The organism is Actinoplanes auranticolor, assembly GCF_018332655.1.
Taxonomy (GTDB): domain Bacteria; phylum Actinomycetota; class Actinomycetes; order Mycobacteriales; family Micromonosporaceae; genus Actinoplanes; species Actinoplanes auranticolor.
In genome coordinates, this window is sequence record NZ_BOQL01000062.1 from 17,657 (window position 1) to 44,599 (window position 26,943).

The 26,943-nt window shown below is 68.7% G+C and carries 7 protein-coding genes and 2 pseudogenes; 4 read left to right on the plus strand and 5 right to left on the minus strand.

The features are described from left to right. Positions 1-127 precede the first annotated feature (127 nt). The 4 genes from Aau02nite_RS35085 to Aau02nite_RS35100 all read right to left on the minus strand — a co-directional run bounded on the left by Aau02nite_RS35085 (position 128) and on the right by Aau02nite_RS35100 (position 22,417). Positions 128-2,623 (minus strand): DEAD/DEAH box helicase, encoded by a 2,496-nt coding sequence (locus Aau02nite_RS35085; protein ID WP_212992926.1) that lies wholly within the window; start codon positions 2,621-2,623, stop codon positions 128-130. A 247-nt stretch (positions 2,624-2,870) separates the two neighbouring features. Further along, positions 2,871-10,505 carry a SpvB/TcaC N-terminal domain-containing protein gene (locus Aau02nite_RS35090; RefSeq protein ID WP_212992927.1) on the minus strand — a complete coding sequence of 2,545 codons (7,635 nt, stop codon included), beginning with the start codon at positions 10,503-10,505 and terminating at the stop codon, positions 2,871-2,873. A 71-nt stretch (positions 10,506-10,576) separates the two neighbouring features. Continuing rightward, on the minus strand, positions 10,577-21,574 hold the full coding sequence (locus tag Aau02nite_RS35095; RefSeq protein WP_212992928.1) for a Tc toxin subunit A-related protein: 10,998 nt from the start codon (positions 21,572-21,574) through the stop codon (positions 10,577-10,579). 54 nt (positions 21,575-21,628) lie between these two features. After that, positions 21,629-22,417, minus strand: coding sequence for an encapsulin (locus Aau02nite_RS35100; protein WP_212992929.1), 789 nt, complete (start codon positions 22,415-22,417; stop codon positions 21,629-21,631). 201 nt (positions 22,418-22,618) lie between these two features. On the opposite strand from Aau02nite_RS35100, the gene Aau02nite_RS35105 reads away from it, so the two are divergent. Then, positions 22,619-23,404 (plus strand): AfsR/SARP family transcriptional regulator, encoded by a 786-nt coding sequence (locus tag Aau02nite_RS35105; RefSeq protein WP_212992930.1) that lies wholly within the window; start codon positions 22,619-22,621, stop codon positions 23,402-23,404. An 87-nt stretch (positions 23,405-23,491) separates the two neighbouring features. Here the strand turns inward: Aau02nite_RS35105 and Aau02nite_RS35110 are convergent. Further along, positions 23,492-24,037: pseudogene (locus Aau02nite_RS35110) on the minus strand (IS6 family transposase); the annotation flags it as partial. Between Aau02nite_RS35110 and Aau02nite_RS47940 the strand changes: the two are divergent. The 3 genes and pseudogenes from Aau02nite_RS47940 to Aau02nite_RS35120 form a co-directional block, all read left to right on the plus strand. Continuing rightward, positions 24,002-24,157: pseudogene (locus Aau02nite_RS47940) on the plus strand (DDE-type integrase/transposase/recombinase); the annotation flags it as partial. The pseudogenes Aau02nite_RS35110 and Aau02nite_RS47940 sit on opposite strands and share 36 nt — an antisense overlap. A gap of 677 nt (positions 24,158-24,834) precedes the next feature. Continuing rightward, positions 24,835-25,725, plus strand: coding sequence for a hypothetical protein (locus Aau02nite_RS35115; RefSeq protein WP_212992932.1), 891 nt, complete (start codon positions 24,835-24,837; stop codon positions 25,723-25,725). Between the two features lie 486 nt (positions 25,726-26,211). Continuing rightward, positions 26,212-26,844, plus strand: a complete 633-nt coding sequence (locus tag Aau02nite_RS35120) for an Rv1352/Rv1906c domain-containing protein (protein WP_212992933.1) — start codon at positions 26,212-26,214, stop codon at positions 26,842-26,844. The last annotated feature ends 99 nt before the right edge of the window (positions 26,845-26,943 follow it).

Genomic DNA, 26,943 nt, shown 5'->3' on the forward strand with positions numbered 1-26,943 from the left:
CTTCGGCCGGCCCCTTGCCAGTCGCCGACGTCGCCGATCAATGTCCACCGACCACGCATCGGAAGACGCGGAGGTATCGGGATTGACCCAAGAATGTACCTGTTCCATCCCAATCGTTTCGCCATGGTCATGACTTGAACGTCTGGACTCCCCATTTCGCGATGAACGCTTTGCTGTTGAGGCCCCAGGTCGCGAGTTGGGTTGCGAGCTTGTCGTGGTCCCGGTAGTCGTTGTTGACCGCGAGGGCCGCAGCATACTTCTTCAAGGTCTCACGCAGCTGGGCGAGTTTAGCGAACGTGATGACTTTGGAGCCGAAGCGCGCCGATGCCTGCTTGTGCAGGGCGTTGGTATTGTGGATCAACACGGGGGTCGCTGTGCAGGTGCGGTCGTACTTCTCGTGGAACCAGTCCATCGAATGCGACAGCTGTTCGGCGTCGTGGCGCCAGATAGCGTCTGACGTGCTGCCGCTCTTGCACTCGATTACCACATATGCCAGCTCGCCCAGGGACCAGAGGACGTCTGGGCCTTCCCCGGTTTCCCGCTCAGGGCGTTGGGCGCTGAACCCTACATGCAGGGCGAGGTCATGTATGGCCTGCTCGAAGCTCGGCACGCGGGCTGGATCTGTATCAGGAACGAGGTCGTCCACGAGTGCGCCGATGCCCAGGACTAGTTCGTTTCCGTCTTTGTAGCGTTTAGTCAGGTACTCTGCGGACTGCCGAGCCTGATCGGCGATGCTTCTTAGGCGGTGGTACTCGACTCCGTCGCGCGGGCGTAGCACGGCCTTGTTGTCGGTCTGTGCGGACTTCTGCAGTTGCATCGCTGCGGCAGGGTCGGTTAGGTGGAGGTAGCCGGCAGCGCGTTGCTTTAGCCATCCACGATGCCGGCGCTCGATAGTGGTGGCATTGATGGCAGCCCGCATCGCGTCGTGGGCCTCACTGAAGCGGCCGAGTTCGGCCAGCCGGAACGCCTCCCGCTCCGCAACCGCGACTTCCGAAACGGTGCTGGTGGTCGGGTAGGTGACACCGTCGAGCGCGTCGCGGCTGGCGGAGACCCACGCAGCGTCACGATCCAGGCATTGATCGATTACGCTGCCGAGATCTACGAAGGGTTTGCCATAGAGCATATCGGCGACCTCGGCAGACAGTTCGAGCTGCGCTCGGGTAGCCGGGCTGAACTTGGCCGCAGCGTGGTGCAAGCGCTGGGTGAGTTTCGGGCCGATGAGGAGGACGACGCAGTGGTCGTCATTAGATCGGACTCCGCGGCCCATGCCCTGTTCGATGCGCTGGATCTGGCGAGTGATCATCGCTTGGCTCTCGTCCAGCGCGAGAGCTTCGATGCGTTCGAGGGCGCTATACGCCTCGGGGAGCCCGTCAAGGGCGAGAATGCGACAGGCCTTCCGGGGCAGGTCGATGCCGTCGTACTTATTGATCAAAACGACGAGTCCCACGTGGCCAGCTCGCAGGGCACGAACACCGTCGTGAATGGTGCTGCTGTCGTGGACGGCGTTGGCAACGTCGCGCCAGAATCCGGCGCGGCGGCCGGACGGAATAATTACGACTACATTGTGGACCCGGGCTTGCTCGACAAGGAAGTCACGTACTTGCTCATCGCTAGTACCGGGGAAAGTCTCCAACGGCGTGAGGATCATGCGATCGCCCAGGTCGTCCGCCGTCAGCGGTGTGATGGGGGTTGCGACCGTCGCCGAGGCGGCGTCGAAGTGTGTCACCAGGACGCTGTCGTCGGCCAAGGTAGCAGTCAGGTAGATGCGGCGTCGCGCGGCGGCAAGGCTGGGGATTCGGTCGATGGGTGGGCACGGCGGTCGAATTTCGATGGCACTATAGGTGATTGCCACATCGCATAGGTGCAGTACCTCTCGGATAAGCGGCCAGACGAACTTGAATGCGTTGTTACTGTCGTGGTGTGGGTGCAGCCTGTTGAGGACCTGTTCGCGGCGGTCGGCCCAGGCCCAGTACGGAACTGGCAGGGCAACGCCGGGCACGTCTTCCGCCAAGTCGCGGACGGCCGAGGAGGACTGATCACGCAACGCGTCGTCGAATAGGTCGGCCAGTTCGTTGTACGCCGGATGGTCGCGAGGGATGACGAGGGAGAACTGGCGCTCGAGTGTTGCGAGGCATGCGTGTGTGTCGTCGACCAGCACAGTCCCCATTGGGATGCGCTGACGGGTGTCGCCAACGACTCCGAAAACGGACATCCCGTTAATGACCTTGTGGATGTAAGTGACGAGGATGGCCTTGCCTGACTGGAAACGCCCCGAGCGAGGATCGTCGGTCGTTTCGACGCCGAGGGCATCCGCTTCGGCTCGGACTTGATCAGCGAGGTAGATGTCAGGCGTGATGTAGACGGCCGGACCGATGCCCTCGTTAAGGCAGCTCTTGAGCATCATTAGCCCGACGACCGTCTTGCCGCCGCCGGTGTTCATCTTGATCAGCAAGTCGGACTCGGTGCGTCGATCGTGCCAGCTGTCCCAAACTTGAGCCTGCACGTCCCACGGCCGAGCGTACTTCGAGGCGCGCGCCGGCAGCGCCGTGAAGATTCGTCTCGGCTCGGTGGCGGTGTCCACAACCGACCGCTTTGTCAGCTTGCCGAAGTCAAGTCCCGCCATCATGGGCCTCCTGTGATTCCCCGGGTACGGATAGAAACGAACGTCTGGGGCCAGAAAACTCGGTCAGGCCACGTTAGCTGGTCCTTGGTTTCACCCCCGATCGATGCAGGTAATTGACTTGAACGGGTTCAGAGAATGGACCTTGGCGACTGAACGCGTTCAATTTCACGCACCGCCGTAGGGGATCGGCTCGGACAACTGTACAAGTCGGAATGCACGACGGAGTTTCGAGCCCCACAGGCGTGGCTCATCGTCGATCCGGCACCAGGCCGAACTCGATGCGTGCCCACTCGGTGAACTCACGCTGGCTGGGTGACATGCCCTGTCGGCTGTAGCTGTTGGCGACGTAGGTGCCCCAATCGACGTCACCGACTCCGGCCCGGACGCCCACGCTGGCCGCTTCGAGCAGTCCGATACCTAGCGCGCCGGTGAAGAACACCAGTCGTTCGCCGGCGTTCGGCTCGTCGCGGGCGGTGTAGTAGACGTTGAGCCGCTGGTTGACGTCCTGGGAGGTCAGGCTCTCCGTGGCCCGGGCGGCGCCCCAGATGGCCAGGCCGAACTGGAGGAACCGGTTGAGCTTCTCGCCGATCTCGGCGGCGACGACCGCCTTGCCGGTGGCCCAGTTCCGGGCCGTCGCCAGCTTGCCGGTGAACTGCCGCCAAGCAGAGGGCTGTGGCGCCGGCGGTGCCGCCGCGGCCACCTTCTTGGCGAAGGACACGACCGGCACCTGTGGCGCGCTCACCGGAGCCGCACCGGTGCCGGGTGCCAACGCGGAGGACAGGTCGCGGGACAGTTTGTTGCCGGCGGCCGCGCTCGTCAGCTGGCCCTCGGCCTTGACGAAGGTGGCGACCTCGCGGACGGCGGTGTTGTGCGAGTAGGCCAGGTCCTGCGGGGACAGGCTGCCGCCGGCCTGCAGGTGCCGCATGGACCGCAGGTAGAAGTCGGTGGACTCGATATTCTGCCCAAGCTTGCGCAGCTCGGCGGCGTAGGAGAGGTCGAAGCGCGTCTTGGGACCGGCGTAGCTATTGTCGAGTAACATCGTCCACGCGTTGCGATAGACGCGTCCCTCGACGGCGCCAGCCGCGGCTGATCCGTACTCCGCCTCCAGCACGTATTTCAACCAGCTGCCCGGGATCACATGCTCTCGGGTGAATCCGGGAACGGTGTGCAGCCAGCCGTACCGTCCCGAGCCGAGAATCGTCGGTAGCCCGGTGACCTGATGGCCGTCCGGGTCCGCGTACCGGATGGGGTTTCCGCGGCAGTAGACGTAGAGGTTGGGCCCGTCGACCGTCGTGCTCGGATCGGTGCTGATCCAGCGGGCTAGCCATGGCGCGTAGTACCGCGCTCCGTGGAAGGACAGGCCGCTCTCCTCGTCGCGTTCCTTGCCGGTGTAGCGGTAGCGCTTGCCGACCACGCCGATGTCGCGGCGCACCGCCTGGCAGGCGGTGGCGCCGTACGGGGTGTATTCCTCGAAGGAGATGACCTCTGCCCGTTCGTCGAGTTCAAGGCTGACCGAGCCGAGATGGTTGCCGAGTTGGAAGCGGACTAGGCGGGCTGGCACCCCCTGCTCGGTCCCGGACACGCGCGTGTCGATCAGCGCGACCCGTCGTTCGTCGTCCATCACGTGCAACGTCTCCCGGACCAGGGCGCCGGTGCCGGTTCGCCGATAGATCTCGAAGCCGCCCAGGTAAAGGCGCGAGCTCCGGATCGTCCCGGGGGCGGACTCGGTCACCTTGCGGACGCGTTCGCCGGCCGCGTCGTAGACGTACCAGGTCCGTTCACCGTGGTGAGCGACGCCGTCTGTGTCCGAGGCGTTTACCGCCTGGCGCCGTGACATGCGCATCTGATTGCGCTGGTTCCAGCGGACTTCCTGAAGGTGAGGCATCCGAAGCAAGTTGCCGTGAACGTCGTAGCCGTCGCCGCCGATGCTGTACGGCTCGACGGCGACACCGACCGCCGTGGTGCTCGACAGTCGGTTGCTGAGGTCCGCCGGTCGCAGCTGACTGCGCTCGGAATAGTGGTAGGCGCGAGACCAGCCCGGTGTCGCAGGATCCGTGCTCACATGCTGGACGAGTTGCAGGTTGCCCACCTCGTCATGGTGATACCGCTCGAGATACCGGCCCATCGCGTTGCCGTCCGTGAGCAGTGGCAGGCTGATCCGGTCGCTGTCGCGGTACGAGGCGCTCTGGCCGACGTGTTCTCGTCCGGTCGCCTCGATCAGGCGATAGACGGCGTCGTAGGTGAAGGTCGCCGTCGGCTCCACACGTTTGTTGCGGAAGAACAGGGTCGGCTGCGCGTCGTCGCGTTGCTCGATGACGTTGCCGACGGCGTCATGGATGTACGAGAGGCGTTGGAGCGCCACGGTGCCGCGCACGGTGAGCAGCTCTGTCAGGCGCGAGGTGTCCCGGTCGTACGCGTAGCTGGTGACGGCTCCGTTGGCATAGGCGATCGACACCCGCCGGCCGTTCGCGTCGTAGTTGATGTCCTTGACGATGACCTGGGTGGCGGTCGCCGGATCGAGCACGGTCGTGGGTTCGGCGGTGAGACCGAGCCACGTGACGATCGATTCGAGCAACCCTCCGGCGTTGTACGCGTGCTGCAGGACGTCGGCGCGGTTCCCGCTGTGCGGCGGGATCACCTGCACCGGGCGGTCGAGTGCGTCGTACCAGGTGCGGACGGTATACACCTCAGGTTCCAGCGGGACCTGTCCGGACCAGTCGAGGACGGCGTCGTAGACCCGCGCCACCTGCCGCCGCGATCGCACCAGGTTGCCCTTGAAGTCGAACCGGTCCGTGGTGACCATCCCGGCCTGGTCGCAGACCTGGACGACTCTGGTGCGGACGTTTGTCGTCTCCGGGGCCGGCCCGGACTCGCCGTAGGCGACGCGTTCCACCATCAGGGCCTTCGCCTCCCCCGACTTCAGGAATTTGCGCACCGGGCGGCGCAGGACGTCGTACTCCGTCCATTCCATGGTCCCCGCGCCGTCCCAGGAGCGGATACCGTTGCCGGTGACGTCTTGCAGGGTCCAGCGTTCGCCCGCCTCCATGCTCGCCTGATGGATGCGGTTGCCGACGATGTCGTAGTCGTGACGCAGCACGACGCGACCCCGGGCGTCGGTGACGGTCCGCGGATTGCCTTCCAGGTCCAGGTCTGTTCTGCTGCGGTAGAACCCCTCGGTAGCCGTGGCGAGCGGGGGTGAGTTGCTGTATCGGAACCGGTTGTGGGCGACCGTCAGCCAGGGCCGACCCAGGCTGTCGGTGTGCGACACCGCCGGCGTGGCGGCGTGGACCGCGGCCTTCTCCGCCGCGCGTCGTTCGCTCGCCTGTCGCTGCGGACCGGGCCAGCGCTGTGCGGCCTCGGCGGCTTCCGTCCGAGCCGCGTGCCAGGTGGGCAGGTAGTCCTCCGACGGCATCCCGGTGAAGTGCGTGCCCACGTCCGGGTCCTGGGCCGGGTCGGCAATCAGTGCGGTGTCGTGCGCGTCCCAGTCCTCCTGGCGCCAGGGACCGAAGACAACCTTCTGCCAGGTGTGATCGGGGTACAGGGTGGCCACCACCCGGTCCATCGGGTCGTAATACAGCGTCGAACTGACGCCGTGGAGATTCTCGGCCTCGTAACCATGGGTATTGGAGAAGAAGGGCTCGTACTGGCGTACCGCTTTGTTCTTGTTGTTGAACACGGTCCAGCCACTGCCGATCCACCTGGTCGCGCCGGAGCCGGGCGCCGGCTCGGCCTGGGCCTTGCGCTGGATCTGCCGGCCGAAGCCGTCCCAGTAGCTGACCGTGGCGTGGATCCGGACCCCGGCGGCCGACACCGGGTCGCCGGCGTGCGTCTCCCGGGTGAGCGTGACGGCGGCGATCGGCGCAGCCAGGGGCGCGGCCGCGGGACGACTGGCGTGCAGGTCGTAGACGATGCGCGTGGTCGCCTTGCCGAGAGCCGCCACGGCCTGCGGGCCCAGCGGGTCGGTCAGGACCGCCTCGATCTCGGCCCGGGCCAGATCCGGCCGGAAGGCCGCCGACAGGACGTCGCCGGCGGCCGGACTCTGCTCCGGTTTGCCCATCGTGGCCGTGCCCACCACCATGCCGAGCGTGTCGAAGGCGGTCGCGACCCGGTTGCGGTTGGCGTCCATTATCAGTGCGGGCTGCAGCACCCGGTAGTCCATCCCGGACCTGACAACGGGCCGTTCGGGATCGGTGTCTCGCTCACCGACGGTGACTCTGTTGCCGCAGGCGTCGCAGGTCTCCTGCACCAGCAGGTCATGGCTGTCGTAGGTGACCACGCTCTCGGTGCGGGCAGTGGAGGTGTGGAAGGGATCGCGGAACCTGCAGGGGAGAAAGAAGTGCCGGCGTGCGTAGGACAGCTCCGCGGCGGTCGACGCGTCGGGGGCGGGGGAGTAGTGGACGCGCCCCGACGGCATCCACCAGTTCGCGTCTTCCGCACCCGCTACGTAGCCTGCTTCGCGCAGCATTTTGTCGGGCACGCGATCGCCGTAGACGGCACTCACGAGACCGGGTGTGAGGGCGAGCGTGTAGGTCTCGAAGGGCAGTGCCAGCGGGTGCAGGGTGTGCGGCGGCAGCGGGCCGCTGAGGTCGTCGCGGCGGTAGACCGTACGGATGTGCTCGATCGTTCGTTTCCGGAGTTGGGCCGAGGCATCGGTTGCCTCGTAGTCGACGGGCATTGCCGCCGATGCGGCGGCGAGCACCTGCTCGAAGCTGAACCTCGGCTGGTCCGGCGGAAGGACGAGGCCGTGGATCTCGTACGTCCGGGTCTCGCTCGGCAGCGGGGCACGGAAGTTCTGTGCGGTGTCGATCGCGTTGGTCACCCGGTTGTAGGTATACGTGGCGAGCAGGCGCGCCTGGACAGCCTGCTCCTCGGGGGCCAATCCGGGCTCGGGTCGCCGCCGGCCGTAGCCGATGGTGACGGTTCGCAGCACGTTCCCGTACGGGTCGACCTCGAGGTCGAGCGTGTGTGTCACGCGCGGGTCGGCCGGCTCGCGTTCGTAGTGATAGGTGATGGCCTCGTGCTGGTGGGTGGCGAAGACGGCATGCTCGTTGGTCCCCCTGGGCTGCGACATCCGTACGGCCAGGTTCTGCTCGGTGACGACGTACGGGTGGGCGGCGCGCGCCGTGCCGTCCTGGGCGTAGGTCTCCTGGCGCAGCATGGAGCCCTTGAGCGCGCGGCAGGCCTCCCGTTCCTCGGCGGCGGTGAGGTCGCCGGGCAGCACTGTATCCGCGAGGAGCAGCGATCGCGCTTGCGCGTCGGTCGCGCTGGGTTCGCGGTAGTACTCGCCGGTGTCCGTGGCGTCCAGCAGGCCCGCGTAGTAATCGGAGACGTGCTGCCCGCCAGCGTGGTAACCGGTGTGGAACCAGGTACGCGTGTGTGCCGGCGGCACGTCGCGGGAGGACGACGTGACCTGTTCGGCGTTCCAGCTCTCGACCATCCCGAAGCCCCGGAACTCCCGCTCCACGAAGTGGCCGTGGTGGTAGGTGTGGCGGCTGACGAGGCGGTTGCCGGTGACCAGGTCGTGCGTCTCGATCCGATCGATCACCTGGACGGGGAAGGGCAGCCGGGTGATCCAGGGCCGGCCGGCGAGCAGGTCGTCGAGGTAGAACCGCGTGGAGGAGGAGTAGTGGACCTTCGTCCGCGTGCCGAGGTTGTTGTCGGCCCGGGTCAGCAGATACGGCTTACGGCCCTGGAGCAGGTCGATGTAGTGCAGTGCAGGCCGGCCGGCCTCGGGTGACCGTGGCGTCCACACGACGCAGGCGGTGCCCTGGCCGAGGAGGTCCACGACCTCCAGCGATCGCGCGGCTTCCCGCGCGGTGACCTGCGGTAGCGTCACCGGATCGCGCCAGGCGTTGCCCGACTGGTTGAGGAAGATCCGCAGGCCGTCGTGGGCCGGATAGACTATGTCGGTGGCACCGGAGCCGTCGACGTCGGCCAGCCTGAGCCGTTGCGGGTCGAACAGGTCCGGCCGGTCGAACCACGGCGCGTTGTCCATGACGACCTTGCGGCCGAAGCGGCCGTACCCGAGGTTCGGCCAGTACACGACCTCCCCGTTGCGGATCCGCAGCAGATCGGTGAGTCCGTCGCCGGAGCAGTCGGCCAGGAAGGTCGCCTCCGCGTCGTCCAGATACAGCAACGTCGCGGCGGCTTCCGCGTCGCAAGCGTCGATAACCCGGCGGGCGGCGTCGTATCCGTCCCGCGTCAGCGACGGATACCACACGAGCGCCTCGTCCTCGGCGATGAGCAGATCGGTGGAGCCGTCGCCGGTGAGATCGATGTGCCGTACGCCGCGGTCGCGGGCGTCGAGGTTCGGCCGTGCCCCGAAGGGGTGGAAGGCGGCCCAGCCGGCCGCGCCGCTGCGTTCGTAGTATCCCCACGTGCCGTCGTCCGTCACCAGCAGATCCACCGTGCCGTCGCCTGCGACGTCGACGAGCCGGCGGCCGGCGCCGAGACTGTGCGCCGGCCGCGTCGAGACGGGTTCGACCGGGCCGAACCGCGCCGCCACGACGCCGTCGCCGGTCGGCACCGCATTGTTGGCGCTGAGGTTGTGCCGGTAGAGCCACTCACCACTCGATTCGACGAGCAGACCCGCGGCTCCCTCCCCATCCAGATCCACGAGCATGGGTACGGCGGCGCCCGGGATGGTGCCGCTGTCCGCGTACTGGACCGCCCGCCCTGCCAGGTCCTGGCTGTCGGGCAGGCTGCTGTACGTCAGTTCGAGCGTCGGCAGTGACTGTTTGCGATATCTGGCCGGCTCGTCGGCGGCCGGCGCCCGGGTGAAACCCGACTGGGTGACGCCGACCAGGAAGGACGCGACGGGGCTTTGCGCGTAGCTGAATTCCGTGCTCCGGACGAGGTAGTCCTTGACGCCCAGCTCCGCGGGAAAGCAGTGGAACATGAGGATCCGGCGGCACAGGCGGTACGTCCTGAGTTCGAAGCCGGCTCGGTAGGACGAGAACGGGTCCAGCCGCACCGGCCACGGCGGCGATCCTACCGGCTCGGGGGAGGCCGCGGCGAACTCCCGTCCGTCCTTGTCGGACGGCAACTCGGTGTAATGGCCCTCGCCGTAGTCGAGCACCACCTGGAACATATAGTCCGTCAGGTGCCGCGGGTCCGTGCTGATCCAATTCGGGTCGCGGTTCGGTGTGCGGTTGCCGTACCGGATCCGCTCGAGATAGCGGTTGGCCGCGCGGGAGCGGTCGGAGCGCCGCGCCTCGCAGGCCCTGCCGACGTCAACCCCACGCCCGTCCTCGGCGCAGTACTCGTAGCTGATCGCGTTGCCCTTATCGTCGTAGGACGCCCTGATGAGCCAGCTGAAGACGCGGGCGGGTGCGCCCGCCGCGGCCGCCTCCGGGTCGGCGATCCGGGAGTTGTCGTCCGTGCCGAAGACGGACGTCACGTTGTCCGCGCTAACGCAGCGCCAGTGCACGTCACCGGCGGCCGACGTCCAGCGCTCGATCCGGGTATGGGTCGACTCCCGGCGGGGCCGGTACCGGCGAACCGTCCAGCTGTCCCGCTCGACCTGGTCGAAGACGTGGTTGCCTACGGCGTCCAGGATCCAGTCGCCGTCGTCGTCCTTGGCGTACGCGGGCACGAGGTCCTCGCCACCGAACGTGAAGACATCGGAGTCCTCGGCGTCCCGGTACTGCGGCAGCCCGTTGTCCGTCTTGCGGTTGACGGCCGGCTGCGCCAAGTTCCAGCCGAAGCCGAACAGGCCGTTGCCCGCGCCGGAGCCGTACGTCAGCGTGAGGTCCGGACCGAATCCCGACCGGCCGGGCGAGGTCGCGACGGGGACGCTGAGCGAGCCGGTCCCGGTCGCCGGGTCGGTCGCGAAGCTCTCCCCGATGCCGCGGATCGCGCCGCCCCCCTTGGGCAGCGACACCACCGGTGCCGTCGGAGCGGCGGTTCGTGGGCGGGTTCCGCCGGTGCCAGGCCCGACGCGCGCCGGGGCGGTCACGGCGCCTTCACCCAGCAGGCCAGCCATCCACGGCGAGGCACACCGCTTCCGGCGCCGAGACGGATCCGCCGATCCACGCCGAAACGCAGCGGTTCCCGCAGGCTCAGCCGCCGGATCGGCAGCGGCGGCCGGCGATCGTCCGCACGAGGTCCGAGTTCGGCGGGTTCGGTGACGGCGCCGACGGTCGCCGCCCCTTCGATGCGCAGGTCCTCGTCGGCAGGCAGAGCGAAGTACAGGTCGGTTCCGACTATCCGGTTCACCGGCAGCAGCCGGTAGGGGACATGCCGGTCCTCGATCCTGATCCGGAGGTCGTGGCCATCGGCGCCCGCGGCGACGAAGCGGTGCCACTCGCTGCTGTCCAGGAGGTCCAGCGGCAGCATGACCACCTCGGGGCGCGCCGCCAGCCTGACGGCGCGCGCCTCCCGGGCCGCGGCGGCCGCGAGTTCCCCGCCGGCTCGGCTGGTGTACTGCAGACGAACGACCACGTTGCTGACGGTGTCGCGATCGAAGTGGTTGGTCGCGGGATCGAGTTCGAGCCGCCACACGCTGATCGCCCCGCTGCCTTCGAAGGGACGCAGGGCCTCGCCGCCGTCGCCGTTGTCGAACAACCCGTCGTCCGCGATTCCCGAACTCGTAACGATGTGCTCGCTGCCGCCCGGATCGTCGCGGAAGCGTTCGTCGCCCGCGCCGGCGGGACCCTCCTCGCGTGGGTATGCGGCCGCGTCGGATGCCGTGTGGGGCGCCAGCCGGATCGAGGAGCGCAGCAGGGTCAGGCGCGCGTTCACCGGCGTGTGTGAGCCGCGTATGCACGCGACGTCGAGCGCCACCGTGCGCAGCCGCCGGAAGTAGTCGCCAGGCTCGTCCTCGTCGAGTTCGTGCTCGCGGATCTGGAACGTGCACTCACCGCGTTGGACGAGTTCGAGCAAGGCGAGGGGCTGGCGTTCGGCCAACGAGTATTGCTTGGTCTTCTCGTGCTCGCGCCGCCAGGCCTGCACGTACTGCCGTTCCCAGCGCTCCAGTTCCACGGCCAGGTCGGCGGCGGCGCCGATGCCCCGATGGGTGGGGTTCCAGGTGTCCGGCACCGGAGGCTGGTCCGCCAGGCCGAGCTCCCGCACCAACGCCGCTTGGGCCAGCGAGGCGAGCTCGTGGGCCATCCGGTACTGCTGGTAGTGCAGCTGGGTGAGCCGGCTCTCCGTCCACCGGTAGAGCTGGGCGTTGGAGAACTTGTCGCGGATGAACGCGTCGGTGGCCTTGGCGTTGTCCAGCTGGACGCCTTGGTTGTCGCGTTCGAGCTCACAGATGAGGACCCGGATCTGCGCGGCGGTCACCTGGCGGTCGAGTTGCTGGATGTCTCCGGACGCGAGCGCCTCCTGGTGCTGCCATTCCTCGCCGCGCCGGTCAAAACCGGCCTGTCGTCCCAGTTGCGCGGCTTCCACCCGGCCGGCGGCGGCGTCGGCCGCCTGCGCCTCGGCGTTGTTGCGATGGACCTGGACGAGAGTCTGGCCTCCGACGGTGTATCTGCTGACGCCGCCGGCGCGGACGAACGCGCCGCCGGGATATCCGGCGCCGCCCTCGGCGAACAGTTCGACACTCGGTACCCACGCCCAGTCGGCGGCCGCGCGTGCGGCGGCCGCGCCTTTCGTGTCGCTCACGCCCGCCGCGGTGAGCGCACGCCCCTCCGCTTTCTCGCCGGGACTGACGCGGGCCCGCGTGGCGTAGTAGGCCTGGCGGCGTTCGGCGTTCTCCTTGTTGCGCAGCAACGCATCGCGTGACGCCTCGGCCTCTTGCAGTTGCTCCGCGCGCAGGTCCGTGCCGGCCTCGAGCAGTGCTATCTCGTGCTTGCCGCGCAGCCGGCCGAGTTCTTCGGCATCCCGTTTCTCAATGGCGGACAACAACGCGTCGCCGAACTGCCTGGCGCGGTCACATGCGGCGTTGGCGCGGGCCGCGAGGGACCGGAATCGGAAGGCCGGCGCCGGCGCGGACAGGCGGCCCAGCAACACGTCCAGATCCAGTCCTTCGGCCGTGGCCTGGACCAGCAGGCCCGGATCGATGCGGCGGCCGTAGAGGGACAGCGCACGGCTCACCCCCTCGATGTCGCGGCAGCTGCGCAGTTTCACGAGCCGATCGGCGAGCACGCTCCAGTAGCCGGCCAACCTGTCGTTGTGCGGGACGCAGAAGTACAACCGCGGAACGCCTGCTCCGTCGTGGGGCAGCGGATCGTCCGGCAGATCCTGGCCGCCCAGGCTGCTTTCCACCTCGATGACGGGATCCCACAGCTCGGCCGGCGTCTCGCTCTCGTCGGCCAGGCTCGCGAAGCAGGACGCCGCGCCCGCGTTCGTGCGCTCCGGCAGAGCCTCGCGGCGCTCACCGAGCAACCGGACCGCGAGATCGTACCGGGTGGAGGCGATCTCCAGGTTCGTCCGGTTGTCGCCGTTGTAGGCACTGCGGAACAAGGCGTCGCCCTCGCGAATGAGGTGGTCGAGGTAGCGCATGACGAGGGCCATCGCGTACGCCGAGACCCGGCCCCGGGCAATGAGATGCGGCTGGTACGGATATCGGTTCAGCCGCTCGATCTGCGCCTCGAACTCGGGGCTGACGGTTCCGTGCAGGAGCAGGTCGAGCATGTCCTGGACGCGCTGGACGGTCGCCTCACGCAGGGGTTTCGTCTGGAAGGCCTCCCACGGGGCGGCACCGGGGCGCAGCTTCGTCGGGTCGAACAGGAAGCGGAACCACCGTTCGGCCTCCTCGAAGCGGCCCGCCTCGCTGAGTCGCTGGGCGATCAGCAGCGGGGCGTGGAAGAACAGTTCCCAGTTGTAGTCGGCATACGCGCCGTCCACCGAGAAGTCGACGTCCGCGCGCGGCCACGGCAGGCTGACGCTCTGGGTCGGTTGATAGGAGGCGAAGAAGTCCACCTCTGCGGTGTCCAGATCGGATCCGGTGGTGAGCTCCTGGTTCTCGAAGCGCAGCAGCCGCGGTGTCCCACGGGATTCCAGGACGCGCAGGAATCCGGTGGCGTGCGGATGCCAGAACGAGCGGAAGCTCCACCCGGCCGGGTCGTCCGCCGGCTCGATCAGGTCCGGCACCCACCCCGTCCCGCCCGGGCCGGGCCGCGAACTGGTGACCATCGGCAGGGGTTTCCCGGTCAGGGCCAGCCGCAGGGAGTTCAGGGTGGGCGGTAGGTCCCCGGCGGCCGCGGGCCGGCCGGTCGGCGTGCCGTTCCCGGCCCGTTCGACGAACAGGGTCCTCCCGATGGCGGCCGCGGAGGATTCGTCCACGATCTTCGGGGTGGATCCGCCGGAGACGCTCACGTCCCGGGGCACGCTCAGCTGGTAAGGCCCGGGGGTCCGGGCCAGGATCCGGTCATCGCCGTGGACGCGGTGGTGGCCGTCGGGGGCCGTGGAGACCATGAGCTGGCCCTCGGGGACGGTGCCGGGGTGCTGGCCCGGGTCCGCGGTGGATGCGGACTCCTGAGTGACGGTTCCGTCGGCGAACAGCCGGAGCGTGCTGACCGGCTGCGGCACGGTGTGGTACGGGAAACACAGCTCGTCTCCGGTCACCCAGCCACTCGGCCAGCGGTCCTTGACCTCCGGCATCCAGGTGACGACGTCCGGCTTGAGCCGGAATCGCGGCCGGATCCGACCGGTCCTGGTGTGGTTGGTGGAATGCAGTTCAATGGTCAGCGAGTCGGCGTCGGTGCTTCTCGCCTCGATCCGCACCGCGTGCGACAGGTCGACCGTGCGGGGCAACAGGTCGTAGTCGATGTCGAAGTTGCTGACCGTGGGCGAGACGGCGCCCAGATCGATGGGCTTGTCCAGGGTCCCTTCGAAGGTCCGGTTCCAGACCATCGTGAAGGGAATGGTCAGCGAATTGGCATTACCGTTCGCCTCGCGTCCGGTCCCGGCGGTGACGGACGAGGAGTGCAGCAGGTGCCCGGCGCCGTCGCGGAAGTAGACCATGAACCGCGTCAGGTGGACGTCGTCGTTCGACCCGGCGAACAGCCGCGGCTCCCAGATGAGCTTGACCCGGGTGATCTGCTCGGCGTCGATCCGACTGGGGATGTCGTTGGCGAACAGCCACCAGCCGTTGGTCCTGTAGTAGCCGTCGGTGGGCTTGAGGAAGCCGATCTCCGCGTCGGCCCCGCCGCTGGTGTCGACGATCGCGGCGGTCAGCCGGCTGTCCTGCTCGATGCCGTCCGGGCCCCAGAAGACCTGCACCCCGATGCGCTTGATCCGGTCGGTGGGGTCGATGTCGACCGTCGGGAACTGGCTGGCCGGGAACTTGGTCCACAGCTGCTCGCCGCTGGGCGGATCGTCGAGCGGGACGGTGAACCGGAAACGGTCGCTGCGGGACACTGCGGACCAGCGCCCGTGCCTGCGGTCGATCCAGGCGAGGCTGACCTCGTACGTGGGTGAGTCGGCGTCGGTCGTGCCGGGCTCGCACCGGTCCTGCTCGGCGGTCGAGGCGGCAGCCATCTGCGCGCAGATGAGCCGGAGCCGTCCGAACGCGACCACGGCCAGGTAATGCGAGCCTTCGAGCTCGATGTCGAGCTGCTCCCACGCCGTCCAGCGGCCATCGGGATGCGGCAGCCGACGGCGGTAGAACAGTTTTTGGGGAAGGGTCCGGCTGCGGGCGAAGACGTGGGTGCCGCGCAGATCCGGATCGCGGAATCCCAGCGGCGAGTCGAAGTCGATCAGCTCCTGCTGGTCGACGATCGCGAGGATCTCCGGCCGGGCGACCTCCACGAGTCCGGCGACGTAACCGGCGAGTGCCTGCTCGGCCGACTCCGAGGTGAGGGGACCGGCCAGCAGATCCTCTTCGAGTCTGCGGAAGAGCGCGGTCTTGTCCGGCCGGACGTCGGGTTCGATCCAGTTCTCGGGGTTCACCCACACCCGGCGGTTGGCCTCCCACAACCGGTAGAGCCGCCGCCAGTCCCATTCGCGGTCGAACGAGTCCTGCTGGTCACCGCGTGCCGGTCCGATGTCGTAACCGAGCCGGGCGGCGTCGACGAAGCGCTGCACGGCGGCGTACGCGAACTGGATGCGTGAGGTGGGCATGCAGGCCGTCATCTGCACGTCGGTGAAGAGGTGCGAACTGATTGCCTCGGCCGACGGAAAGGCCGCTGTCCCGGCGCGGGTGGTCAGCCACGTGACCTGAGCGTCGCGGAGGCGTTCGCGTACGGGATCGTGGATCCGGGCGGCCGCCGCCAGCCACTCGTCCTCCGGATATCGGGACCGTAGTGCCGCCAGCGACCATTGGTAGATCTCGTCCGCGGTCGCGGTGGTCCAGCGTGCCACCGCACGCACGGGCAGGCCGATCCGGCGCGCTCGATCCGCCAGGTGCAACGCGTCGACGAGGTACACGCAGTCGGTGCCGGCGACGACCGCGACGTTGTCGTCCGCCGGGGTGGCACCGAGCAGCTTCAGGACTCCGTCGACCTCCTGCGGCGCCAGGTTGAGCAGGCTCGGCAGGCTGGTGACGGGAACCTGCCCACCCGTCACCAGGGCGAGCCACCGCGCCGGAGCCTCGACACCGTCCTGGCGTTTCCACAGTTCCTCCAGCGCCAGCAGCCGGCGCCAGGGGACGGCCCAGGTGCCGGTTTCGAGCGGCAGCGTGTTGAGGTCGATGCGGCGGGTGGCGTCCGCCGGTGCGGCGAACGCGGTCCAGGCCGACGTCGGAAGTCGCACGCCGCGGACCAGTCGTGCGGCCTTGTCGAGACGCAGCAGGCCGGCGGTCAGGGTGCCGGGCCGGAGGTCGTCGAACGAGCCGCTGCCCGACGAGACGAACACACGCAGGCAGTGGGCGCCGGGCTGACCGGCTGCGGCACCGGTGTCCGACCGGCCGGTGTAGCTGATCCGCAGCGTGACGACGCCGGGCGGGGCGGATCCCAGCTCGGTGAGGAAGTTGCTGAGCTCGGCGCGGTCCGCGTCGAGCCGGCCGATCCGGCCGGCGGCGTCGCCGTCGAGGACGACGCGGGTGACCGTGCCGGCCCGCAGGCTGACCTGCACCCGTCCGTCCGTCTCCACCAGCAGCCGGACCGGTTGCCCCGCGGTCCGCAGCCGGGCGATCGGCACGGCCGCGCTCAGGACCACATTGAAGTTCGCGGGGTCGATGGCGGTCGGCGGTGGGACGGCGGACCAGTCGAAGGACAGCGACGGCTCCAGCCGCTCCCGGACTGCCTCAACCGCTTCGGCACCGGGAGCCGGGACCGGTCCGACGGCCGGCACGTCGGCGTACCGGGCGGTGGTGAAGGACTCGGCGAGCCGTGGCGTCGACCCGTCCTCGGCGACCATCGCGCGCAGCAGGGAACGAGCCGGGTCGGCGGGATCGCCGAGGCGATGCAGGAGCATGGTGGCGGTGCCCTCCTCGACGAGGAAGGTACGCATGACCCACTGCACCACGAGCTGCTCGGACCGCAGCCGCCGCCGGGCCGCCAGCAGCCGTGGCCGCACACGACGTGCCGCCAGCAGCTGCCAGTCGTCGAGCCGCTGGGCCAGGTGAGCGACCGCATCGTCGCGACATCGGGCCGCCCATGCCCGCGCGTCGGGGTCGCTGAGGACGACGCCGCTGGGTGCGGCGAAGGCCCGCAGGGCGTCGGCGAGCACGGTGAGATCATCCGTGCCGGGACCGCTGATCGTGACGGCGGCGATGCCCCGAAGGGCCTGAACCACCGCGATGAAGGTCATCGTCGGCGACGCGGGGACCTCGCCGGCGCCAGGCGTCGGTGCCGCGGCACGCAGCTCCTGCTGCAGCCACACCGCCAGCGGATCTGCGAGGCTGTCGAGCGCCGCCGTCCATGCCGATGCGGCCCCGGCGTGCTCGGCGGCGGTGTACAGCTGCGGTTCCCATCCGTCGGTGACCGCCGCCGGCAGCAGTCCCCGGGCCTCGGCCTCGAGGTGCGGAAGAACGACGCTCCACGTCAACAACCGGGTCAGCCGGTCCACCGCGGATTCAGGCGGGCGGCCGGTCGCCGTCACCAGCCGTACGTTGCTGAGCAGCTCGGCGAGGTCCGCTCGCAGGGCGGTGCGGACGTCGGACGGGCCGGGCTGTGCGGTCGCGTCGGCGGCGGTGAGGTCGCGGTGCAGCTTGAGCAGTTCGAGACCCGCCTGGGTCGCCGAGGGCGAGAGCGGCGGTGCCGGATCTGCCGTGACGATGTACCGGGCCTCGGCGATCTCCAGCGGCCAGCGTCCCGCTCGTTCGGCGAGATCCACCAGGGCCACGGCGTCCCGCAGCCGTTCCTGGGGGCTCATGCTGTCGCCCTGGCGGGGCAGCGGCCGCAATCCCTGCAGATCGATGAGATCCACCAGCTCGTCCGTCGACAGGCGCAGCGCGTCGGCCAGCCGGGCCACCCGGAACACCGCCGAGACAGAGCTGCGGAACGCGGCTGCGGGGTCCGGCGCCGCCATGATGGCGGCCGGGCCGCTCAGCTCCGCGACGAAGCCGCGGGCGAAGGCGACACGGATGGCGTCGAGGCCGGCGGCGACGCGTTGGTCGATCTGCGCCGACAAAAGATCGGCCAGTTCGCCGCCGCCGACACCGTAGGTGCCCGGATCAGGCGGGTCGAAGGTTGCCGAGCCGAAGAGGGCCTCGAAGGGTGAGCGCGCGCCCCGGGCTCGCAGTGTCACCGGCGGCGTCGGCTCGGGATCCCGGAACAGGGCGAGCAGGACGTCCGGGCCCAGGCCGAGGCGTAGCTGCAGGAACCGCAGCAGCCCGAGCGCGTCGAGGGTCTTCGGCTCGAGTCTGGGTCCGGCCCAGCGCAGTGCCTCGTCGAGCTGCTCGGCGGTCCACCCGAGGTGCCGTCGCAACCGTTCGAACTGGCTCAACCGCTGGAGCACCGCACAGAAATGCGGCCGGTCGACGACCAGTCGCAGCGTCTCGAGATCGCAGGAGTCCAGGGGGAGCAGGGCGATCGACGCGGGCGACGCCGCGTCCGGTGCGCGCACGTAGCGCGTGTCGAGGGCGGCTTCCAGGGTCGCGTAGTCGGGGACTCCCGCCCGTTCGAGCGCGGCGACACTCGGACCGGTTCCGGCGACGGCTGCCGCCGCAACTTCGGGTCCCCAGCTGCCCGCGATCCGGTGCGGAGGTCGTACCAGGAGGCGGTATTCGGCGGGGCCGAGGTCGAGCGTGTGCGCGGCGAGCGCCCGGATCGCGGCATCGTCCGGGGCGTCTGGCGCGGACGTGGCGAATCGCCAGATGTCGAGAGCGAGGTCCTGGCCGGGCGGATCGAGCTGGTCGCGGGCGCTGCGGGCCCGGTCGCGGGCATAGTCGTACGGCAGCGGCCACGGATAGGTGGCGCCGCTGAGCCGTGCGAGAACCGTGGCGCCGGGTTCGTTCTGCGGCAGCGCCCGGCGTTCGGCGGAGGTCCCGGCGGATTCGCGTTCCGGTGCGGCACACGCGTCCGAGGACGGCGTCCCCTGGTCGTCCGGGATCGGTGGCTCCTGCGGCTCCTCGTCGTCCCGGCAGCCGCACTCGTCCACCGGGGTGTCGTCGGGTGGCGGCTCGGCGGCGGCGACGAGGTCACCCAGCAGCTCGTTCACCAGGTCGATGTGCGGGACCTCGATGGTGGTGTTGGCGCAGCTCAGGCGCACCAGCGGGACGTCGGGACGGCGGGCGGCGAAGTGCGTGAGCAGCGACTCGCCGCCGGCGTCGGGATCGGCGGTGAACCGGCGCAGGAACACCAGCAGGTCGAAGAGGTAGGCGGCCGGGCCGAACACACTGCGACAGTCGCTGCAGGAGCAGAACGACCGCTGCGATGCTCCGAACAGCCGGTCCCAGGTGAGTTCGAGGTCGGTCTGCGAGCCGAGGCCCAACTCGTCGACCGCCTGCCGGCGTTGCCGGTCGGTCAGGCCGGTGCGTTCGGGAGCGACGAACCAGGCGCGGTGGAAGTCGTTGGACAGCGCCGCATGGGTGTAGCTGGCCAGCGCGGCCCGGCGCCGGGCCCGGCCGTACGCCGCTGCTGCGTCCGCGTCGTCGCCGTCGAACGCGGGCGTGAAACGGCGGACGAACTCCGTGCGGCCGAGGGAAACGATGCTCGAGGCAGAGCGCAGCCCGGCGTCCAGGAGCAGCGCGGCCGGGATCAGCGAGCCGGCTACCGGGGTCAGTCGCTGCACCGCCCGGAGGGTCGCGGCGACGTCGGCACCGGCGGCTGCCGGCAAGGCGTGCGGATGCTGCGCCTGGAAGTCGCGCAGCGGTGCCGAGATGTCAAAATCGCGGTGGCGGTCGAGGAAGTCCCGCGTCCGGCGGGCCCACGCCTTCGCCGGTGTGCTGCTTTCGACCAGGGCGCGGAACACCCGGTCGGGAAATCGCTGCTCGAAGCGGCGGTGCAGTTGCCGGGCATAGCCACGCAGCCCGGGACCGGCGGTGCCCGGCACGTCGGCGTCCCGCAGCCAGGTCTCCCACTGCTCGGTGGTCCAGCCCGCGAGGTCCGCCGACGACCGGATCTCGCGGCCGTCGAACAGGCGATGCAGGGCACGCGCCAGATCCACGTCGAGGCCCGCGGTGTCGGTGACGTCGAGGAGGAATCGCAGCGCGGGGTCGGCGTCCGGGTGACCGGCCGGGTCGAGCAGGTCCGCACCGAGGGTGTGCCGGGCATCCGCGTCATCGACCCTGAGCGCGAGGAGGTCCGCCAGCGAGCCTCGGCCGAAGTCCCGCGCCGCGGTCTCCCCGCGCAGCGCATGCAGGGCGGTGCGCTGCGTCTCGGCGGCGTGGGACAGGACCGAGCGGGACACGTCGCCACGCTCGACGGCCTGGCGCAGGGCCTCGGCGGGCATCGTCGGCCCGCGGGTCGCGGCGAGGGCGAATGCCGAGGCCTCGTCGATGCCCAGCCGTTCGGCCAGGCGCGGGGTCTCGGCGTACCTGACGAGGGTCTCGACCGGCACTGCCGTGCGCTCGGCGAGATAGGCGATGTCGTCCGCGGTGAGCTCGCCCGCGGGAGCGGCACCCGGCCCGCCGAGCAGGTCGTACACCGAGCGCCGGACGCGATCGTAGAGCGATGGCGCGCCCACCGAGGTGGCGGGCAGGACCACGATCGGTGCCCGGCTCTCCACCAGCGGCGTCTCATGCTCGTCGAACACGACGATCCGAAGATCAGGGGAGCGGGCGGCGAGCAGGGCGGCCGTATCGTAGGTTAGCGTGCAGCTCCCGGTGTCGTCGGTGACCGACCAGGTCAGGACCTGCGTCGTTCGTAAGGTGACCTCGACGAGCCAGGTCCGGACGCCCGGGACCGGCCGGCCGTCGGCCAACCGCACGAAGCCGTCGATCGACGTGGACCCGGCCCGCTGGTCGGGACCGCTCCGATAGGCGTGCACGCGCAGCGGGGCGCCGGGCCGCCAGGGTTGCAGGAGCGGCGTTCGGCCCTGGTCGGTGCCGTGCCGCCAGGAGAACCACACCGCCTCGGGCGCGCCGTCCAGGACCAACCGGAACCGGCCGTCACCGTCCATGACCGCGCTGCCGACGTGCCGTTGCAGCTGATCGTCCGCATAGGCGTCGATGGCGATGGCGGTCGTGTCACTCCAGAGTGCGGGTGCGACCACCGTGCCCGGCACGGCCGGACCAGAGATCTGCGGCCGGATCACCGGCATCGGTGCCCCGACCGGCGCCGGCCCTTCAAGGGGCGGTGGCGCCGGCAGCTCGGCAGGCGTCTCCGCCGGGCGTGGCAGCACCTGGAACGAGGCACGTTCGCCCGCCCGCAACTCCGGGCGTGGCCGAGCGCCGGCGCACCGCAGGTACACCTCGTACTCGATCAAAGTCGATGGGGGCAGCGCCGGGAACGTCGCCGTGTAGTACGCCGCCTCGTTCCCGCTGTGACTGTGCAGCAGCCGGAGGCGCTGCCACGGGCCACCCTGCCGGCGATAGCGCAGGTGAACGACTGGGTCCACCGCGCTCGCGGAGATCCCGACGGTGACGCCCGGCGCAGCCGTGTGTTCGATACCCGCGGGTGCCGGGGCGTCCGCCGTACCGAACCAGATGTCGACGTCGCCAAGCCTGTATCGCGGCATGCAAACAGCCTTTCCGGCACGGATGCCCGTCCACCAGCGGCGCTTGTCCGGCTGCTATGCCTCCGCGTCCGCTTGCGCCAGCCGGAGCACGACGACCGAGAAGGTCTGCTTGAAGCGCGTCAGGAAACGCTCGTAGAGGCGGAACTCCCGGGTCTCTCCCTGACCGATCCGCAGGAACTCCAAGGTCGGAGGTTCCCCCACCGCTCGGTCGATCTCGTCTCCGCCGAGCGACAGCACCAGAGCCTCGTCGTCCGGCAGCACACCCGACCGGTGCACCGGCCCGCCCTCGAGCAGGCCCTCGACCGCCTTGAGCGGGAAGTCGGCCGCACCGGGTCCCCGGGTGTGCAACTGGGTGTAGACCTCCTGCCCGGCGACGATCACGTACCCGTTGCGATAGCCCTGACTGTCCAGGGCGGCCACGGCGCGTGCGACCGCGGCCACCAGCCCGTCGGGGAACGGCTGCTGGACGTCGATCGGAGCGTGGAACCCGTCCCCGCCCCGCAGGACGGCGTCCCGGATCGCCGTACGGAAGACCGCCTCGTCGTCCTCGCGGGCGAGTTGCTGAGCGGCCCGGCGCGCGCGCAGACGCGCGTTGGAAAGATCCGCGTCCTCGGTCTGGAGCTTGGTGAGAAAGAAGTCCTCGGAGAGCTCCCGCAAGGGCTCGTGCTCTTCGTCGATGGTGCCGTTGACGTAGTCCAAGCGGTTCCTCGCCACGGTCCGGACGGTGGCCGCAAGTGCTTGCTCCGGGATCACCTTGTGGGAGAGGCGGGAGTTCTCGATCTCGGTGTCGACAGCCTCTTCGATCTGGCTTCGCTGAGCATCGGTCCAATTGAGTCCGGTCATCGGTGAGGTCCCTTTCCGCTGTGCCGACGATGGTCACCCGCGGACCGTCACCGTGCCGTCACGACCCCGTCACCCCTGTCCACCGACCGGGTGGAGCACGGACCCCGAGATCGCGTCGAGTCGGCCTGGCGACTGTTGGGTTGACCTCGCGGTCCGCGACGGCGAACGTACGGGGGCGTGCGTCTCTGCCCGGGGGTTGCGATGCTGGTTCAGTCACCACACACTGCCGCCCTCGGAGTCGGATCACGCCCCGATGCCGAGCAACCGATCTCGGGCCGCAGCTACTACGTCCGCCTGCTCGATGGCTTCTGCCTGGAAGAGGACGGACACCCCCTGGCAGCGCCCAAGGCGGTACGCCGGCTGATGGCTTTCGTGGGAGTCCGGGGCCGGACCAGCCGGAGTGAGATCTCCGGCAACCTGTGGCCCGATGTCTCCGAGACGAAGGCCCAGGCCTGCCTCCGGACGACGCTGTGGCGGCTGCGGCAGACCGCCCAGGAACCCATCGTCGTCGGCGACGAGACGCTCTCGCTCGCATCCGTCGTCACGGTCGACCTTTCGGCCTTCGTGACATCGGCCCAACGCGCCCTGGAACACGTGTCCCGGGGCCCGGATTCGGCACAACGGCAGACCGTCGAACACAGCATGGTGGACGTCGGTGAGCTGCTACCGGGGTGGTACGACGACTGGGTGTTGTTCGAGCGGGAGCGCCTGCGTCAACTTCAGCTGCACGCCCTGGAGGCGATAGCACTGCGGCTGACGGCGGAGGGATGCCACGCCCAGGCCGTCGAAGCCGCTCTGGCCGCCGTTCGGCTGGAGCCGCTACGGGAAAGCGCCGTCCGCGTGCTGATCATCGCGCACCGCGCGGAGCACAACATCGTCGAGGCGGTGCGGTGCTACCGACAATTCCACGACCAGTTGCACCGAGAACTCGGCGTCACGCCCACCGCAGAACTGACCCGCTTGACATTCGGTGTCACCGGTCTATGAGAGTTTGTCCACTGCCTTTCGGAGACCTGCACGGGCGCCGTTGCGTTGTCGGATTGATGGACGCGTTGAACCGCGGCTCTACCGAGCTCAGACTGCCCGGGCGAGCTCTGTGAACGCCGCGGTCACCCGCACGGCGGGCGTGGCATCGATACCGAGCTCGTAGTGGCCGCGGCGGAGGTTCTGTATGAAGGCGTGCCCGGCGATGATCACCTGCGCTGTCCGATCGATTTGCAACCCGCGCATCGGTCGTAGTCGCTGCTGGAGCTTACTGTGATCAGCTTCTATCAGGTTGTTCGCATACTGCTCGACGTGGTGCCACGCCGACGGGATCAGCTCGGCGAGCACGGCCGGATAGATCGCCGGCGCGTCGGTGACCACCTTATTCGGCCTAACCTTCAGCATGCTCAGTGCCCGCCGGAAGAGCCGACGGGCAGCCTCGGCATCCCGACGTGGCGAGACCAGCACGTCGATGATCTGCCCAAACTGGTCGACCACGCGGTAGACGTACCGCCAAACACCGTTGACCTTGACGTACGTCTCATCGACATACCACCTGTTGCCAGGGGCGCGACGGTTGACTTCACGCGTGCGCTCCGAATGTTGAAGGTGGTCGCGAGCGAGGTGGTCACTGACGCGGCACCGGTCTACCCGGCCGTTCTCGAAGAACTGGTGCTGGCGGCGTGGCACCACGTCGAGCAGTATGCGAACAACCCGATAGAAGCAGACCACCGTCAACTCAAACGCCGACTGCGACCAATGCGCGGGCTACAGACCGATCGCACAGCGCGGGTCGTGATCGCCGGGCACGCCTTCCACCAAACCTGCGCCGTGGCCATTACGATCTCGCAGTCGACATCAACCCGGCAGCGTGGGTCGCCGCTGCGTTCACCGAACTCGCCGAAGCGAGCTGACGCCTGTCCTCGCGGAGATCGGCGCGTCCACCGATGTCGCAACGCAACGGCGCTGGCCTCGCTCGGATACCTCGAGCCGTTCTTGGACGCGCACTCCGGATGGCCTGATTTGTCTCGCGATTATTCGCCGCGGCGCCGGCGCGGTGATCCGTTGACGGGCGAGGCGACCAGCGCCGGGTCGGTGCTTGAGCTTGTCGTGATGGGCCTCGATCGGATTGTTGGCGTTCTGCTCGACGTGGAGCTACGCCGACGGCACCGGCTCCTCGAGCACGGCCGGATAGACCAGCGCGGCGTCGGTGACGACCGCTGCCGGCGTCATCTTCAAGTCCGTAGCGCCCGGGTGACGAGGCACGTTTGACGCTCGTGCCCGGCACCGGGACTGGACTGGGCTGGCCGACCGTGGTGGCCGCGCTGGTCGACGGCTTCAGCCTCGTCGTCGAATCCCAGCCCTGTGTGCCTCCTGTGCTGCCGCATGCCAATCAAGTTTCATCGCTCGCACTGATGTGCTAAACCATTGCCATGCCGATCAGATCGCTCAATCACGGAAGCGGAAAAGTCCTCTTCTCGCATGGACCCGTAGACATCATGCCGGGCCCGGGAGGCCATCTGCTCAGGGTCAGCTTCGACGTCAGCGGTGATTGGCTCAAAGGCTTGGAAGTCGCCCAGACGCTGATCACGGGAGACGTGTGGTGCAACAACAGCCCAGCGTCGCCCTGGGTCGGAGCCCTCGTGCCACGGGTGCTGACCTTGCGCCCCTTGTCAACCAGTAGCTGGCTCGCAGTGCAGGTGTACGACGACCAGCTTCTGGCTTTGGAGAAAGCGCGCAGTGATCAGTCGTTAGACCTTCGCATCGACATCCAGTCGACTCTCCTACACCCCAGCGAAGGTTTCTATCCTGTGGCCGAGGACCAGGTCACAGCGTCCATCGGTTCGTTCGACTGGGCGAGAGTCCTCGATCGCGTCGGTCTGCAGACCGGCCTTCTGATCCGAGTGGCTGGTCCGTTCGTGGATTCGAACGCACAAGTCGCGCTCGCCGACAGCATGGAAGATCTGCCCTCCTTGGCTCAGGCAGTGTCGCGGCTGCGTCAAGCACGCGCGCAGCTTGGAGAAGGGCGCTGGGAGCAGTGCATCGCGACCTGCCGGCGGGTGCTGGAAAACCTCAAGCGGATCGGGCCGCCGCTACCGACCGCGAAGTCCATTAGGACCCAAGCGGACCCAGAGAAGCTGAATGAGGCGGAGCGGTGGGCCGCGCTCTACTACGCCACCGCTGCACTCACTCAGCCCGCGCACCACGATGACACGGTAACGCTCGGCTTCTCGTTCAGCCGGGAGAAGGCTGAGGCGGTGCTTGCCGCAACGGCGGGCTTGCTGAACGTCTACACCTCAGTTGGCGCTCCGCAGCGCGAGTGAGCCGAATAACGATGAGGCCCGCAGCGCCAGGAGAAAGAAGCGGTGCTGCGGGACGGAATCGGGAGCGCGTGCCAAATTCCGGCACGGCTGGCCCTTCGAACCCGCGCGACGACAGCAGACACCGCCGGCGCGATGGCGGCGACAAAGTAACGGGGTACCGCCCGGCCTCGAGCCGACTCCGCTAGGTCAGCGACAATCCAAACGGAGGCGGACGGCCATGGACGGCCAGCGCCGGGCGGGGAACCGCCGCCCGCGCAGCGTCTCAGCCCTATCTTGGCGGGCCTCCGCCGGTGAATTTGGCCCAGGAACCGGAAGCCCCCTGGGCGCTCTGCTCTGCTCCTAGCCATGACGGGTTTGGCCGGCTGCAGCCGCGACTCGCCGGAGCCGCAAGTACGTCCGTCGCCAAGCAGAACGGTGTCAGTCCTGCCGGCCAGCCCCAAAGCGCCTTCAAGCCCCAGCCCGACCCAATCGCCGTCGCCGGCACCAATGGGCAACACCGTCACCCTCGACTGCCACGGTCAAGACTACGGCAACCATGAGGTGACCGTTCAGTCCGGCGCGAAAGGCCGTCCGGACTTCTCGTCGGTATGGCGTAGAAAGTTCATCTCGTGTGACCTGGTATTGGTTGACAACAGTCAGGTGCATATCAGGCCGATTACGGCCGTCGAGAAGGCCGTAGATCGCCTGGCCGGGCGTGACGGTGACATCGGCTTCTTCTACGAGGAATGCGCGGCCGTCGATCCTGATGACGTATTCACTCAACCCGGTTTCAAGATCGGTAAGGAGAACTTCGCGAATACCACCGCAACCTTGACGCTCTGCCCAAATCACCCATACGCTGCCGAATGGAAATCCGCACTGCGGCGTGGCCGCCAGGAGGACTCATTGGAGCGAGCCGGACGGATTTTCGGGTCAGGCACATACCGGGTTGGCAAGGACATTAAGCCCGGCACCTACGTCGCTCGCGACGTAGACGGGTGCTACTGGGAACGGCAGACCCGCAACGGCGACGTTATCGACAACGCCTTCGTCATGGCAGCCAGCCGAGTTCAGGTCACGATCCGGTCCACCGACTACGGCTTCCACACCCAAGGATGCGGCACGTGGCGGCACGCCTGAGGGACTAAGCGCCAGAATCGGCACAGGTCCGTATCCAGCGCTTGCTATTGCTAAAGGATCGTCGTTCGGAGCCGGACGCTGGTCAGGAAGAATCCCGGC